The sequence below is a fragment of the Fulvimonas soli genome (assembly GCF_003148905.1).
GTDB classification, from domain to species: domain Bacteria; phylum Pseudomonadota; class Gammaproteobacteria; order Xanthomonadales; family Rhodanobacteraceae; genus Fulvimonas; species Fulvimonas soli.
Genome location: NZ_QGHC01000016.1, coordinates 39,582 through 54,711, shown reverse-complemented (window position 1 = coordinate 54,711; position 15,130 = coordinate 39,582). Strand labels below are relative to the sequence as shown.

Here is a 15,130-nt window from a genome sequence, read left to right as displayed (position 1 = left end):
CGGCAGCGCGCCTTCCTTGACCACACGGGTCAGCAGGATGCGCACGGCGTCCGAAACGGTGAGGCCGACCCCGGCGAGCTTCTCGGCGGCATCGGCCTTGAGCTTGTCGTCCACTCGGATATGCAGCATCGAAGTCTGTGCGGCCATCTCGGCTCTCCTGTTTGTGCATCAGGCTGTATTTTGTATCTCAATTGAGACTCGCGCAAGAGCCAGGGCCGGGCCGACTGCCCGCCAGAAGGCTCCCTGTCCCAGCTATCCCCTGGGGATAGCTCGGCCGGTCACGGGTCGCGCAGGGCCGCCCGCAGCCGCGCCAGGTGGGCGCGCGCCACTTCGGGGGATACCGGCGGTGCCGATGGCGCCGGTGCCGGCGCGGGTGGACGGGAAGCAGGCGGCACCGTGGCGCTGTCGCCCGCCCAGGCCTTGAACTCCCCACGGATCGCCTTCTGGATGATGCCGAAGAGATAGCCCGCCGGGTTGCGCACTGCGCTGTTGCGGCAGCGCGCCTCCCACTCGTCGAGCACGGCCTGCCGCTGGGGCTCGTCCACCTGCTGCAAGGCCACCAGCGCGCCGGCCTGCTGCTCGTCCTTCAGGCGCAGGAAGCGCTCGGGCAGCCGCAGGTTCTGCAAGGCCCTCACGCGCGGTACTGTACGTACTTCTTTATTTATACGATTCATACGTACTGTACGGTCCTCCTTCGGAATCCGAAGAGAGCCGTCTGGCGCGGATTCCAACCCTGCTTCGGAATCCGAAGACGGGCGCACGCCATTCCGAAGAAGGGCTTCCTGGCCTTCTTCGGATTCGTGGTCCGCACCCTCCTGTGGATAACCTGGCGTCGTCCAGCCATGCAGCGCCATGCGCTGCGCCAGCACTTGCAGGCGGGTCGGCAATGTGCGGCCGCTGAGCAGCGGGTCTTCGGCAATCTCCTTGAGCGTGTTCATGCCCACGACCTGTACCGCCTTGGCGGCATGGGTCAGTGCCTGGCTGACCAGGCCGAGGTAGTCGGCATCGAGCTGCATCGCCTCGAAGGGCGACAGCGGTTCGTCGTGCAGCACGTAGAGGTTGCCGTGGATGCGGCCGGTCCTGGGATCGCGTCGCCGCCGTACCAGGCTGAGCCAGCGCGTCAGCCGCAGCAGCGTCAGGGCGCGCGCCACGGTCTCGTGCGAGGCTTGCGCCGCACAGGGCATGGACGCCAGATAGGGGCGGAGCTGGTCGTAGGTGGGAAAGGCGGTCACGCCGTCGTCGTTGAGTTGCAGGCGGAACACCTGCCAGGCATTGCGCTCCAGCGGTGTCAGGCGCCGGTCGAGGAACAGCCTGCGCGGCACGCTCTCATGGCGGTTGCCGCTGTAGAGGAAGCCGTCGGCGACTGGCGCGGTGCCCTGCGCCGGCTCCTTCGGCTCAAGGTGCCGCAGCGCCTCGTCGAACACCGCCGACAGCGCAACCGGGCCATCGCGCCGTGGTGCGCTGCCCGTGGTCATGGCGACACCAGCCCCTGGTCGATCCAGTTCCGTATCGCCGACCAGATCACCGACATCGGCAGGCTCATCGCCTCGGCCAGGTCCATGGTCAGTGCCAGCATCGACATGTCGTCGCTCAGGGCGATATGGCGCTCGGCGACGCCGGCCTTCCAGCGTTCCCACAAGGCCACGTCCTGCGCCTCGTCGAGCACCGGATGCCGGCCCTTGCGCTTGGGCAGCCCGAGGATGTCGCGGCGCAGCGCCACTTCCTGATGCGTGAGACCGTAGAACTTGCTGACCATCTCCGTGCTCGCCCCCAGGCACAGCATGCGGTCCACCGTGGCGATCTCCCGCTCCACGTCGTGCACCTGGCTCAGCAGCCGCTTCACCACCTCCCGGTTCACCGACACCGAACACCACGACACCGTGGCATTCACCAGCATGCTCACGAGTTCGGGGTGCTTCAGCGCATCCAGTTCCTCCTCGCCGAAGCCCATGGCCTTGCAGCGGCGCAACTGGCCGTTGCGCAGGTCATGCAGGGCCTGGGCGATCACGGCCTGGTTGAGTGGGTGCGGTGCCGACATGCGGTAGCCTCCTGCGCTCAGGCTTCCTGGCCTGCTACGCCGGCTTCCAGATCCAGCAGCCGGCGCGCCAGGCGCAGCAGACGGAACAGCTTCACCAGCGCAGCATCGCTCAGGCGTGTGGCCGAGCCGCCATGGCCATGGAGCAGCGCCGCCAACTCATCGGCCAGCCGCGCGCGGCCCAATCCGTTCGCTGAGGGCGGTGCCGTACTCAGCGCTTGCAGAAGGGTGAGCACCGCCCGAGCAAATGCCGGCAGCGCCTTCGCCTGGTCCACGGCCGGCGCCACGCAGACGAAGCCGATGCCGCTGACGCTGGCCTCGATGTGGTCGGCGACCGCCGCTTCCTCGCCGATCTCGCGCGCGAACTGCGCGATGTGCACGCGCAGGCGATCCGGCACGTCCAAGCTCGGCTCGATGTACCAGACGTCCGAGATGGGATAGAGCCCGCCGACCTGCACGGGGATCGCACGCAGCGCATCGGCCTCGAAGTCGGGCAACTTGTCGCCGAGCTGGTCCGCGACCATCCGTTGTATGGACTGCAGGCGCTCGGTGGTCGGTGCCGGTGTCACGATGTGCCCTTGCAGGCGATCGTCGTGTGGTCCGTGCTGGTCCTCCAGCGCTTCGGACGATGCAGGCGATGTCGCTGCTGGCGCCGAAGGCGCGACCGGCGTGGTGTCGCGCGGTACGGACGACCCGGGTGGCTGCTGAGGCGCGGAGACCGGTGCGGAAGTAGCAGCAGGCACGATAGGCGCTGCCGGAGGCGTTAGCGCCGCCGGTTCGCTGGTCAGCGCACGCTGGCGGTTTTCGCTGTCGTCGATCTCCAGCGCCAGCGTGTCGTAGTCCGTCTCCAGCAGTTCGGCCATCTGGCCCACCAGTTCGTCCTGCACCCGCTGCGGCGAGAAGTCATCCGGCTGCGTGTCGAACTGCGTCAGCACGTCCTGAAACAGCGTGGCGAAGTCCACGGCCACCGTGCGGCCCAGCGTACGCCGCTCCCAGGTGCGCTCGCACGCCTTGCGCAGTACCGCGATCCGTTCCACCTGATGTCGTCCCAGGCCGCCGTAGAGCAGGTTCGGTATCGCCGGCAGCAGGTAGCGCACCGCATCGTTCATGCGGCTGATGTGTGACTGCGGCACCGGATAGCCGTCGGCCGTCAGCCGCCGTGCGAGTTCGCTCTGTGACAGCGCCTGGCCGCTTTCTTGCTCGTAGAACTCGCGCGCCTTCTCGATGCCCAGGGCGCGCTCGATGAAGGTCAGCCCACCGCGCAGTTCGTTCTCGGCCAGGTGCCCGGTCAACGCCACGATTTCGCCGCGCGCCGGCCACGGGCGGAACAGGCACGCGATCCGGAAGAAGCGGTCTTCCTTGGTTTCGCTCCACAGTTCGCGCAGGATGGCGAGCCGCGTATTGCCACCGTTCCTGATGATGTAGTGCGCCTCGCCCGGCCGGCGGGTGATCGCGGGCGGTGCGTCCAGCCCGCGCTCGCGGATCGAGGCCTTGATTTCCTCGTAGGCCGGGTTGCGCGTCACGCGTGGGTCATGTTCATAGGGGCGCAACTCGTCCAGCGTCACCACCATCGGCGTATCGGCGATGGGGTCGGTCAGGGCGGCGGCCGAAGGACCGCTGCGTTCGAAGCCGGTGGCCAGCAGCTTGGCGGCCATGTCCTGCGGCGTCGACTCAGCCATCGCTGCTCTCCCGAGATGCCACCGGTGCCTGTCGATCGGCGCGGCGAAGCTGCGCGCGAGCGTTGCGGCTGGCGCGGTGATCGCTCGCGGTCGAACTGGTGTAGATCGCGGCGCAGCCGGGCTTGGTGAACATCAGGTGCCCGCCGCGCGTGCGTTTTACGTGCCAGCCTTCGCTCAGCGCGAACTCGATCAGTGCGCGCAGCCGGTCATGGCCGCGGGCCAGTTCATGCGCGTTCGCCATGCCTGGTTCTCCCTGCGTGACCTTTGCCGGTAACGCACGCGAAGCGCTCCCGCCATGCCGGGAACAGCTCGCCAGCCAGCGCACGCATCGTCTCCAACGCCGCAGGCGCAGTACGGCCCACTGGTTGCCGGTACTCGACGCGATGCACCGGCAGTCCTCGTGTTGCGGCACGTGGGTAGGCCTCGATGGCCGGGACGTTGGTGTTCAGGACCTGTATGCCAGCGTGCGCCTGGAAGACTTGTCGCAGGGCCTGCTGGATCAGTCGGGCGTTCGACGACACCGGATGCACGCGGTTGATGAGCAAGCGCAGCGGCGGTGGCTCGATGCCGAGGTGCCGATACGGAGCGATGTCCTCGATCAGTTGCAGCGTGCCGCGCCTCAGCTCACGCGCCGCCAGGATTTCCGGCGTCACCGGTGACAGCGCCAGGCTGGAGGCCAGTACCGCCATCTCCAGCAGCACGCTGCGCGCTCCCTGGGTATCGATCAGCAGCAGGTCGTAGTGCGACGCCAGCGCGGGGAGCAGGTGACGCAGGCGAAGCCTGCCGTCGGGCGCGTGCAGCAGCAGCGTGTTCAGTTCGCCGCGGCGGTCGTTCGAGACCACCAGGTCGAGACCCGCCACAGCGGTCTGCGAAGCCAATTGCTCGATACGCTGCTCGTTGAAGGCCAGCATCTCGTAGATACCGGCAGGCGCATGCGTGCCGAGCGTGAAGTAGCTCGACAAGGTGGGCTGTACGTCCAGGTCCAGCAGCAGAACGCGCAGCCCCGCATCGGCGATGAAGCCGCCCAGGTTCGCCGCGGTGGTCGTCTTGCCGACGCCCCCCTTGGTCGAAATGATGGATACCACCTGCATGGCGCGACTCCTCGTGGAAGGGATTCCGACGCAGCGCGGACTCACGCCCGTTCCCTGAGGCGATCGGTGATCCACTGATCGATCTCCACCGAATCCCAGCCGATGGCGCGTACCCCGAGGCGCAGGGGCTTGGGAAACTTACCCTCCTTGATCAGGTTGTAGATGTGGGCGCGCTTGAAGCCGGTCTTGGCCTCGACTTCCGCGCGGCGCAGGATGCGGTGTTCGTTCGGCGTCGCGGTGGCGATGGTCTGGGCAGTCACGAGGGGCACTCCTTGGCGCTGTGTAGCGGCGGTGATGGACGTGCCCCGTATTCAATAGCGCGGTTCCCGCGCAGTCACCGCAAGTGCAGACATGCCGTCTGCACTTGCAGTCAGCGGTCCCGGGTGGCGAGATGACGCTTGGCTGCCGAAAACTTCGCCCACAGCGTTCGCTCGCTGATCCCGGACTTGTCGCCGTAATGGGCAACCAGCGCACTGATGACCGACTCCAGCGTCTCGAAAGACGAATAGGGAACGCCATTGGGTGACTTGCCCAACAGCAGGGTCAGAAGACCGCCAACGATATTCAGGTAGGTGGATTCACTGCGGGCGCCCGGCATCCCGGAACGCTTCTCGCGCTCCGTACGTGCCTGGTGCTCCTGGCTGAGCGTCTGGAACTGGTCATAGAGCGCGTCCCAGGCTTGCACCTTGTCGGCAAGCTGGAGCTTCAACGCCTCGCGATCCATGACCAGTGCCTGCACGGCATCGACACTGACGGCCGGATGCAGGTGACGCTCGAAGGCATCGAACAGGAAGGCCGGTCGCTGGTCGGGATAGAAACGGATCATCCATGCCTTCAGATCGACGTGGCGGATCGTGAGGCTGGGGTCATCGAGCAAGGCGGGGTCGTTGCTCGTGATGCCGTCCTTGCCGTAGGGAAGGTCGAGGTGCACCAGTGCGTCGTAGATCCGTTCCGCGTTCAGGCGAAGCTGTGGCCAGCGCGCCAGTTCGGGGTGCTCCGGCAAGCGGTTCATCCCCTTGGCGACATCGAGGATGCGACGCTCGAAACGCGACAGCCCTGCCCACTGGATGGCCGCCTCGATCGGACGGTAGAAGACCTTGGCGTGGGCGCCGGAAGAAAATGACTTTCTCATGGCTGCTCCCTGGTAACCGGATTCAGGACATCTGTTTCCTCTCGTTGATTGGAATCGCTGCCGGGACGCGCCTTCACGGCGCGAGACGGTGGCGGCTTGGCTTGTGGCAAAGGCCGGGATGACGGATGCTCAGCAGAGCAGCCGCCTGTCGATATGGCGCTTGTCCACCAGCACCGAGCCTCTGCGTGGCGGTATGCTTCAAGCGGTTGACTGCACATGGCAGGATGGCTCGATAACGAGGTTTGCTACAGACGCCATCGAGGCGAAAGACGGATTTGGTCTTCTCGCGTTAGAGCCTGGTTGTCACCGGCGTGCAAGACAGCGACGGTCTATCAGCAGACGCAGTGCAGGCGGAAACAGGTGTGGCGATGCCGCCTCGACGGGGTGCGGCGAGGTTTGGGGCAAGACGCGAGGGGTCTTCCCCCAGATCGACAAAGCATGACGCCCCGTTTCTCTCACGTGCGTAGGAGCCGTTTGGTGGCTCCTGCGAACAATCGAGCGGTGACGAGGTGAGATCACCTGCCGGATTTCATCGGGAGTTGGCAGCCCGGTGACACCTCTCACGAACAGGACGGCTGGCAATGGCGCAGCGCGGTCACCAGAACTGCAAGGGCAGACATGGACTGGGTTGACTGACCCCCATTTTTGCATTCAAATATGAATGCTTATTTCGAGAATAACTTCATATTTGAGGCCCTAAAAGATGTCTTCTTCCGAGCAAAAGCGCTCCGGTGCGCAGGTGGCGATGCCGCAGCCTGTCGCGCGCGCGCTGCGCCGCCTGGGGCAGGACATCTCGGCGGCGCGGCGCATGCGCCGCCTCAGCCAGGAAGACCTTGCTCAGCGCATCGGCACGTCCCTGAGCACCGTCCGGCGCATGGAAGATGGCTATCCCGGCACCGCGCTACACACCTTCCTGCGCGCGCTGCACGTGCTGGGCCGGCTCGATGACCTGGCCCAGGCGATGACCCTGGAGAACGATGCGCTCGGCATGGAACTGGTGCGGGCGCAGTTGCCGCAGCGGGTACGCACCTCTGCCGGCAGGAAGCGGCAGGCAGCGCCCGTCGTCGACAAGGGCGATGCGCCCGCTCCTGCCGATGACCTGGAGGGCTTCTGATGGCAACGCCTCGGCCCGCACGACGTCCGGACCTCGAAGTCCACCTGGGGGCGAGCGGCTTGGTCGTGGGGCGCCTGCATCTTGGCAGCGGCCGGCGCAGCGCGTTCAGCTATGACGAAGGCTGGCTGCGGGATGCCCGGTTCTTCACGCTGTCGCCCGACCTCCAGCCGGTGGCCGGCGTGCAACATCCCCGGCAGGTGTTCTTCCTCGCGCTGGAGGACACCGCGCCCGACGCCTGGGGCGAGCGCGTGATCCGGCGCGCCCATGCGAAGCTGCGGCAGGAGGACCGCGACACGCCTGCATTGGACCCGGTGGACTTCGTGATGTGGGTGGACGACGAGGCGCGCATCGGCGCGCTGCGCCTGTTCGATCCGCACTCTGGCGCCTACCTGCGCGCCGGAGGAGCGAACCGGCACGTACCGCCACTGGTGGAACTGGAGAAGGTGCTCCACGCGGCCCGCGCCCTGGAAGACGGAACGGAAAGTGCGCAGGACCTGCGCTACCTGCTGGGGCAAGGCACGTCGCTGGGTGGTGCCCGGCCGAAGTCCACGGTGCGGGACGCTGACGGACGCCTGGCGGTCGGCAAGTTTCCCAGCCAGGCGGACCGGCGCGACGTGATCCGGGGCGAAGTGCTGGCCATGCAACTGGCGGCCAGGGCCGGCATCCGCGCGGCGCCGGCCCGCGTGGAAATGATCGGCGGCACGGCGGTCGCCGTCATCCGGCGTTTCGACCGCACCGACGACGGCGCTCGCATCCCCTACGTGTCGGCCGCGACGATGCTCCAGTCCGATGGCCGCGATGCGACGCATGCCTACACCGAACTGGTGGATGTGCTGCTTCAGTCGGGCGCCGATCCGATCGCCGACATCCATGAGCTGTGGCGGCGGCTGGTCCTCAATTTCCTGATCTGCAATACCGACGACCACCTGCGCAACACCGGCTTCCTCTACGACGCGCGCCGGCGCGGCTGGCGCCTGTCGCCGGCCTTCGACCTGAACCCGATGCCGGGCGACCGTCGCGAGAGCAAGACCTGGCTGACCGAGGACACCGGCGTCATCGACAGCCGTGACATGCTGATGGCCGCCGCGTCGTATTTCAGGCTGGATGCTGCGCAAGCGCAGGCGATCTGGAACGAAGTGGCCCAGGCCGTGGCGGGCTGGCGTGCAGTGGCCCGGGGATTGGGCATGCGCGGTACCGACCTGCTGGATTTCGAGCCGGCGTTCGTCGAATCGACCACGCCCTGACGACATCGGCAGGACATACCGCTACGGCCGAGAATCGTCCTGGACTGTTGTCGCCAACGCCGCGCATAGCCAGCGATAGCTGATGCGTTCCTGTTCCAGCCGCAGCTGTGGCCGGATTCGGTCATGACGCAAGTCGTCGTAGAGAGCGGCCTCCTCATCGACCAGTCGGGACAAGGGCAACGTATGGCGTTTGTCGAGGGGCTCGTCACCCCATTGAAGTGCGTGGGCCATCAGGGTGGAGCGGTCCATGAGGAACGAAGCGGCTAGCGGGAAATACTTGCGCAGGCTGTCCAGAATGGCAAAGCCATGGGTATCGATGTCTCCCCAGTAGTGCAGAGAGGCGCGATGCAGCCAGTTGGCTCGGGCGAGCGCTCCCCAGCCATAGCCGGCACCGAACACGACGATGGCACTGGAGACCGGTGGGAACGCTAGGAAGTTCACCTCGTTTTCGGTGATGAACACACGCTGCGCAGGCAAGGTGAGCGTGGCGAAGCTATCCTCATCCAGGGTGATGTCGGTCAGTCCGGTGCAGCCGGGAAGCTGGGGCAGTTGCGGATCGAGCAAGCGCAGGCGGATGCGAACGGGCTTCTCCAGAAAACCGTAGCGACGGGCAAACCCGGCCATCCCGGTAGCAGCGTGGTCGATGGCTTCCGTCGGCAAAGCCAGATCCAGCCACTGAGCCAGCGTACCGCGATGGGCTTCGATGAATTTGCTGTCCACGCCCGGCGCGTCAACCTGCCGAAGATAGACGCCTGGGCGCGGATGGGCTTGCACCCAGGCCACCACGGCCAGCAGGCGTGGCCAGTGTTCGGCCAGCGCCAAAGTCTGCAACGGCGATCTTTGCAGCCATGCCAGCAGTGTGGGTTGCGCTTCGGCAGTTTGCTGCCAGAGCGCCTGGAACCGGCGGGCATCGCCGGTCTTGCCGATCATCGCCAGTGCATCGTCCAACGTATCGATCCACAGCGTGTCCGGCAGACGCTGCCGGCCCTGCACCCGGTGCATCCACTCGCGCCATTCGATGCGCACGCGCGGCATGGCGCTGATTTCCCGCACCCAGCCGCGCACGGCATCGAAACGGTTGCTGAGATCGGCGGCGGACGGCGACTTCAGCGACAGCCGCAATGGCCAATTCAGTGTGTCACCGCCGACCACGGTACGCAGCAGTTCGCCGCGCTGCCACAGCCGTTCGACCTGCGTGCGCAGATCGGTGGGCTGGCTCCAGGTCATGGGGCGGCTCCCGTGGCAGCAGCCTTCTGCGCACGATACTCTTCAATGCTCAGGTTGCGCAGCCGCGACTCGCGGCCGCCTTCGTTGTGCACGAAGCCGACGCTGGACACGTAGGACTCGATGATGTGGATCTTTTGCAGCGGCGTAATGATCAGCAGTTGCAGGTTGAGCTGGCGGAACAGTTCCAGCCCATACTGGGCCGATTCATCCGAGCCGCGCCCGAAGGCTTCGTCGATCACGACAAAACGGAACGAGCGCGAGCGCACCGCCCCCCATTCCAGGCCGAACTGGTAGGCCAGGCTGGCGGCCAGCACGGTATAGGCCAGCTTCTCCTTCTGCCCGCCGGATTTGCCGCCGGAGTCGGAGTAGTGTTCGTGCTCGGCATCGTCCTCGCGCCAGCGCTCGCTGGCGGAAAACAGGAAGCCGTTGCGCACGTCGGTCACCTTCTGCATCCAGCGCCGGTCGATCTCGGCCAGTCCCTCGCGCCCCCGGAAGCGGTCGATGATGGCTTTGACCTGCAGAAATTTGGTCTCGGAATACTGTTCGTCTTCCGAGCCGCTCAGCGCGCCTTCGGTGCAGGCACGCAGATCCTGCAGGAAGTCGCGGATCTCCGCATCGGGGCTGGGTTGCGCCAGCAACCGGATGTAGCGTCCGGGGTTGTAGTCGATCACCTGCAAGGATTGGTTGATGACATCGACCCGCTCCTTGATCGTTTCACGCTCGCGCGCGAGCTGGGCGTTGAAATTGGCGATCTCGTTGATGGTATTGACGTTGAGCAGTTCCTTGAAACGCGCTTCGAAGCGCGGCAGGTCGTCGTGCTGCAAATCCTTCATCAAGCGCTCGAACTCGGGCAGCGCGGCCAGGCTGATGTCGATCTCGGCGGTCTCTGCCTTGAAGGCCTCCTTAAAACCGCGCATGGCGTTGATGATGCGTTCGGTCAGGCGTGAGAGACGCTTGTCTTCGGCATCGATGCGCGCCTGCAAGCCATTGCGCACGTCCTGTTCGCGGTTGTCGCAGGATTCCACCGTGAGCTGGTGGTCGCCCAGGACTTCGGCGCGCCAGCCCTCAAGAGATTGCAGCAACATGTCGTCGAGTGCGGCTTGCGTCTGGATTTCGAGAGCCTGCGCATGCTGTGCCTGGGCAGTTTCGTGCTTGCTGCGAATTTCTCCGCGTTTGCCTTGTGCCTCGCCAAGATCGCCTTCGATCTCCTTCAGGCGCTCAACGACCTGCGCCAGTTGGCTTTCCAGTTCCCGCAGGGTATCGGAGGCCGCCTTGAGGCGGTCGCGTTCCTCGGTCAGCCGGGCAATCTCGCGTGCCGGTGCCTGCCAGTCGATCTCGCTGTAGCGGGTGAAGACTTCGAGCTTGGCCAAGGCCTCCAGTTGCGCCTGGCATTGCCCGCGCAATCGCTGTGTGTTGGCAATGCGCAGACCGATGTCGCCCAGTCGCTGTTCCAGGCCTTCACGTTCGTCACGCAAGGTCCGCAGCTTGTCGGCGTTGCTCCAGCCCAGCACGTAGCGACTGCGGTCGTCGATGCGGCGGCGGTCGTCCTTTTCGTGGCGTCCGCTCGGGTCCTTGATCTGTCCGGCGCGGGTGATGGCTCGGGTCTCGCGGCGGAACTGCTCGGTGTTGTCGCAGCAGGCCAGGTCGAAGCGGTGGTGCAGTTCGCGTTCAAGCCAGTCGTAGTACGGCGTGTCGGGCTTGATGAGCAGCTTGCGCACCAGCGACTGGGGGTGCAGGCTGCCGGCCAGCGTGGACTTGCGCGCACGCACGTGGAAGTACACCAGGCGCGTGCCCAGGTGCTGGCGCTCCACCCAGTCGGCCACGTCCTTGTAGTGCCTATCCGGCACCAGCAGGGACAGGCCGAAGCCATGCAGCAGGCGTTCGGCCGCGCCCTCCCAGTCGCGTTCGTCCTCGCGCACCTGGATCAGTTCGCCGGCAAAGGGCAGGTCTTCCTCGGCGATGGACAGGGCGGCGCACAATGCGTCGCGGATGCGCACCTGGGCCGCGTCGATATTGCTCTTGCGACGCGCAAGGCTGTCGATCTCGTCGCTGAGCGCTTTGTGTTCTTCCTGACCCCGCCGCAGCGCATATCCGTCTTCATTGATCTGCGTATCGTGGTCCGCAATGCTTGTGCGCAGCGCTTCGGCGTGTTCTCCGATGGTGGATCTTTGTGTCATGAAAGCAGCTTCGTCTCCCGGCGCTGCTTCTCCAATGCGCGTCAATAGCGTGGTGTAGGTGTCCGCTTTCTCCTGCCGTTGCTGTTTCTCTGCCTCCTGCTGCTGAATGGCGGCAGCGAGTTGTTGCAGCCGGTCGCCGCCGTTCTCGCGCAGTGCGCCTTCGAGCTTCCCCTGCTCGATTCGGGCGTTGTCTCGTTGCTCTCCCAGTTGCTTGATGCGGGCGTCCCAGCGCGTCGCATCCTGAGTCAACAATTCCAGGCGCCTCTCCAGCAGTGCTGCCTTCAAGCCGGCGAAGTACGGGCGTAATGCATCGCGTCCTTCGCGCAGCGCCTGGATCTCGGCGGCGATTTGCCCGTGGCGAAGGCCATCCTCCACCAGCGGAGTCAACAACTCGATCTGCCGCTTGGCCTTGAGTACCGACTGGTGGGCGCGGTCGAGGTCATCGAAATGGCCGAGCAGTGCCTCGATGCGCCCCCCCACGTCGAACGGTTCGAGCATATGGCTGCGCACGAAATCGGTCAGATTGCCAACCGATTTCATGGAAACCGTCTGATGGAACAGCTCCAGCGCCTGCTCGTGCTCGATGCCGAAGCGGCGGCGGAACCAGGCGCCGTAGGGCGGGAAGCTGTCATTCAGTTCGCAGCCCATCGCGCGCAACTTCTTGCGCAGGCCGTTGATGTCGCTGCCGAATCCGGAAAAGTGCTCGGTGATGGACAGCTCCCGCTCTACCGTCACGAACAAGCGTGCGGGCTGGCCCTGTGGTTCGCGAAACCAGAATACCTGCGCCAGCGTGACCGACTGGCCATAGGCTTCGTTGCGGAACACACCCAGGATCACGCTGTAGCTGCTTGCATCGCGCAGCGCCACCGGGCGGGCGCTGCCGGTGGTTTCGTTGCGCTCGCTCTTGTAATGGCCCAGCACGTAGGACCGCAGTGATCGCTCACGCGTCTCGGCGCCTGCGGCCTTGTTGTAGGCGATGCGTTGCGCTGGCACCAGCAGCGTGGTGACGGCATCGACCAGGGTGGATTTGCCCGAACCGATGTCGCCAGTGAGCAGGCCGTTACGCCCATCGAGTTCATAGCGCCAGACGCGCCGGTCGAATGTGCCCCAGTTCAGAACTTCCAGCCGCTGCAGGCGAAAGCCGACGCGGCTGTCGTCGGCCACGAAATCGAGCTCCTGTGGCGAAAAATCGTTCATCGGCCAGCTTCCTTGTCGCGATCGGCACCTGACAATGCGGTGCGATAGCCCTCCAGGCGCGCATCGAAGTCGGCCAGCCACTGTGCATCGACGAACGCCTTGAGGATGCGCCGCACCTCGTAGCGAGGTGCCTGCTGAGCTGCGCCGGCAGCGGGCTTGAGCTTGCGCAGATAGCCCAATTCCACCACCTTGGTGATGGTCGAATCCACTTGGTCGACGAGGCGCGCTTCGTTGGTGCCGTCCGGCAGAAACACGCGCATCAGTTCGGCGATCTCCTCGCGCGACAGCACCAGCCGGGTATCGCCGCCGCCGGCGTCGGCTTCGGCCATGCGCTTGCGCAGCAAGGCCAGCATCAGGCTGACCGGGTAGGACAGCGGCCGTCGCGCGATCAGGCGCGGCGGACGGGGTGTGGCGTCCACATCCTCCGGCTCCGGCTGGCTTTTGAAGAAGGCGTACCCCTCGGCTTCGTCCAGTACCAGATCCAGCAACAACACCGCCGCCTGCTCCCGCACCCGCGCTTGCAGGCTCAACAGGCTGGCCCATAGGCGCTCGTCGTCCTGACGGTACAACACGCCTTTGAGCAAATGCACCATCAGTTGCGAGAGTTCCGCTACAACGGGCGGGCGCGACTCGGTGCCGCCTTCTGGATCATCCTGGTGCATATCGTTCATGGGTCTCCGCTCTATCCGTCGCAGCTTGCATTCAACGCGTAAAAATCACGCGTGGCATTCGCGCCCGCCGTCGTACCGTCGAGCCATCGCTGTCCTGCATGGCCCATTCGATGATCTCCTGCACATCGTCATCCACCGTGGCCCTGAGGCCATCCAGCCAGCGGCTGCCCGCGTGGGCCAGTTCCAGCCAGGTGACCAGTTCGGCCAATCCCTGTTGCAGCGGCTGGGTCTCCAGCAACGCGCGCAAGCTGATCTGCGACTGCTGCCGCAATGCCTGCCGCAGGGCCTCACGCAGGCGGGTCTTGTCCACGACGTGCTGGTCGAACAGGCGTGTGGTGTCGATGTCGTCGTCCTCGCCGGATTCAAGTATCAGTTCCGCCAGGCGTGGCTTGGCATGGAGCGCAAACAGGGGGCGTTCCTGCGGCAAGGCGATGTCCGCGCCCATCTCGTCGAGGAGCATCACTTCGCCGGTCGGTGGCATGTCGCGCAATGCAAGCGCCTTGGTCTCAATGCTGCGCAACAGTTCGAGGATGCGACGGTTTTCCTGGAAGGCCCGGTCATCCAGGAAGCGGCGCAGTTGTTGCGACAACTGCGCTACCGTGCGCTGGGTATGTTCGCCGGCTTCCAGCCAATCGTGGTGCACCCGGCGGGTGCGCGGCTCCGGCTTGAGCGCAGCCACGGCGGGCAGGCCGAGGATATGGTCGAGCCGTGCGGACAGTTCTTCCTGGCGACGGCTGGACATCAGGAAATCCCAGAATGCACGGAAGCTGCGCCCCTGGTCGGAATCCCCGATGGCGTCGCGCTCGCCCATGACCTCGTCGAGCAGCGTCCCCTTGCTGCCGTCCCACAACGCGATCTTCTCGCGGACGCTGCGGTCGAGTTGGCGGAAGTTGTGTTCCACCTGGCGGAAGTCACTCAGCAGTTCGCGCGCCAACTGTTGGAATTGCAGGAAGCGATCCTTGATGGCCGTGTCATCCATGAGCGGCACGTCGCCGGACAAGACGCGGCCGATCTCGGCGTCGATCTCGTCGCGCTTGCGGCGCAGTTCCTCCAGGCGCCTGGCTGGATCGGCCTCGCTTCCGGTGCTGATCTGCTCCAGCAGCGCGAACAAGGTCAGCAGGCGAGATTCAGTGCCGACGAAAGGCCGTTCGGTCAGCGATACCAGCCAGGCGATGGCTTTTTCGGTGGCGGGGGTGAGATCGAACTGGGCCTCGTCGGTTCCGGGCTTGTAGAACTTGCGCAGCCAGCCCTTGTCCGGCGCGCACCAGTCATTCAGGTATTCAGTTGCGGCTTTCGGATACACCTCTGCACCGAGCTGTTCGCGCAGGGCAAACAGCTCATCTTCCAGCATTTCGGCCAGATCCGCTTCGCTCGTCAGCCGCACGTTCGGTGCAACGAACACCCGGTACAGGAAGCTTGCTACCAATGGCGCATGTGGCGAGGCCAGCAATCGCCATGCAGGATGCCGATCGCGGTATGTGGTGAGTGTGAGGTGGTCGAGTGCCATGATGGGCTGCCTTATCCGAGCCGTTCGTTGACAACGACGTCTCGATCCGAATGCAC

General features: G+C 65.3%; 14 protein-coding genes. 2 read left to right on the top strand and 12 right to left on the bottom strand.

Annotation, left to right across the window (positions count from 1 at the left end; all coding sequences use genetic code 11):
• The 8 genes from C7456_RS15355 to C7456_RS15320 form a co-directional block, all read right to left on the bottom strand.
• The coding region (locus C7456_RS15355) for a type II toxin-antitoxin system RelB/DinJ family antitoxin (protein ID WP_281268534.1) at positions 1-129 on the bottom strand (129 nt) is incomplete at its 3' end.
• 149 nt (positions 130-278) lie between these two features.
• On the bottom strand, positions 279-1,475 hold the full coding sequence (locus tag C7456_RS15350) for an STY4528 family pathogenicity island replication protein (RefSeq protein WP_109724683.1): 1,197 nt from the start codon (positions 1,473-1,475) through the stop codon (positions 279-281).
• Entirely contained in the window at positions 1,472-2,038 is a 567-nt protein-coding gene (locus C7456_RS15345) for a DUF2857 domain-containing protein (protein WP_109724682.1), read from the bottom strand. Before C7456_RS15345 ends, C7456_RS15350 begins: the two co-directional genes overlap by 4 nt.
• A 17-nt stretch (positions 2,039-2,055) precedes the next feature.
• Positions 2,056-3,714 carry a ParB family protein gene (locus tag C7456_RS15340; protein WP_109724681.1) on the bottom strand — a complete coding sequence of 553 codons (1,659 nt, stop codon included), beginning with the start codon at positions 3,712-3,714 and terminating at the stop codon, positions 2,056-2,058.
• Positions 3,707-3,955, bottom strand: a complete 249-nt coding sequence (locus tag C7456_RS15335; protein WP_109724680.1) for a hypothetical protein — start codon at positions 3,953-3,955, stop codon at positions 3,707-3,709. The genes C7456_RS15340 and C7456_RS15335 overlap by 8 nt, the downstream gene beginning before the upstream one ends.
• Complete coding sequence (locus tag C7456_RS15330; RefSeq protein WP_109724679.1) at positions 3,939-4,805, bottom strand: ParA family protein; 867 nt, start codon at positions 4,803-4,805, stop codon at positions 3,939-3,941. Before C7456_RS15330 ends, C7456_RS15335 begins: the two co-directional genes overlap by 17 nt.
• 41 nt (positions 4,806-4,846) lie before the next feature.
• Positions 4,847-5,065: an AlpA family transcriptional regulator gene (locus C7456_RS15325; protein ID WP_009461157.1), complete on the bottom strand. Its 219-nt coding sequence runs from the start codon at positions 5,063-5,065 to the stop codon at positions 4,847-4,849.
• Positions 5,066-5,175: 110 nt separating this feature from the next.
• Positions 5,176-5,937 (bottom strand): hypothetical protein, encoded by a 762-nt coding sequence (locus C7456_RS15320; protein WP_109724678.1) that lies wholly within the window; start codon positions 5,935-5,937, stop codon positions 5,176-5,178.
• A gap of 703 nt (positions 5,938-6,640) precedes the next feature.
• Here C7456_RS15320 and C7456_RS15315 point away from each other — a divergent pair.
• Together C7456_RS15315 and C7456_RS15310 are read left to right on the top strand one after the other, a co-directional pair.
• Entirely contained in the window at positions 6,641-7,051 is a 411-nt protein-coding gene (locus tag C7456_RS15315) for a helix-turn-helix domain-containing protein (RefSeq protein ID WP_027350494.1), read from the top strand.
• Positions 7,051-8,295: a type II toxin-antitoxin system HipA family toxin gene (locus C7456_RS15310; RefSeq protein ID WP_087837839.1), complete on the top strand. Its 1,245-nt coding sequence runs from the start codon at positions 7,051-7,053 to the stop codon at positions 8,293-8,295. The genes C7456_RS15315 and C7456_RS15310 overlap by 1 nt, the downstream gene beginning before the upstream one ends.
• A 21-nt stretch (positions 8,296-8,316) precedes the next feature.
• Here the strand turns inward: C7456_RS15310 and C7456_RS15305 are convergent, their stop codons facing one another.
• Genes C7456_RS15305 through C7456_RS15290 form a run of 4 tightly spaced genes read right to left on the bottom strand, consistent with a single transcriptional unit; the run spans position 8,317 to position 15,074 of the window.
• Positions 8,317-9,522, bottom strand: a complete 1,206-nt coding sequence (locus C7456_RS15305; RefSeq protein WP_043223293.1) for a DUF3322 domain-containing protein — start codon at positions 9,520-9,522, stop codon at positions 8,317-8,319.
• Positions 9,519-12,896 carry an ATP-binding protein gene (locus C7456_RS15300; RefSeq protein WP_109724677.1) on the bottom strand — a complete coding sequence of 1,126 codons (3,378 nt, stop codon included), beginning with the start codon at positions 12,894-12,896 and terminating at the stop codon, positions 9,519-9,521. The genes C7456_RS15305 and C7456_RS15300 overlap by 4 nt, the downstream gene beginning before the upstream one ends.
• The gene (locus C7456_RS15295; protein ID WP_109724676.1) at positions 12,893-13,567 is read right to left on the bottom strand and encodes a DUF4194 domain-containing protein; all 675 of its coding nucleotides are present in this window, start codon (positions 13,565-13,567) and stop codon (positions 12,893-12,895) included. The genes C7456_RS15300 and C7456_RS15295 overlap by 4 nt, the downstream gene beginning before the upstream one ends.
• 31 nt (positions 13,568-13,598) lie before the next feature.
• Positions 13,599-15,074 (bottom strand): DUF3375 domain-containing protein, encoded by a 1,476-nt coding sequence (locus C7456_RS15290; protein ID WP_109724675.1) that lies wholly within the window; start codon positions 15,072-15,074, stop codon positions 13,599-13,601.
• Positions 15,075-15,130 lie beyond the last annotated feature (56 nt).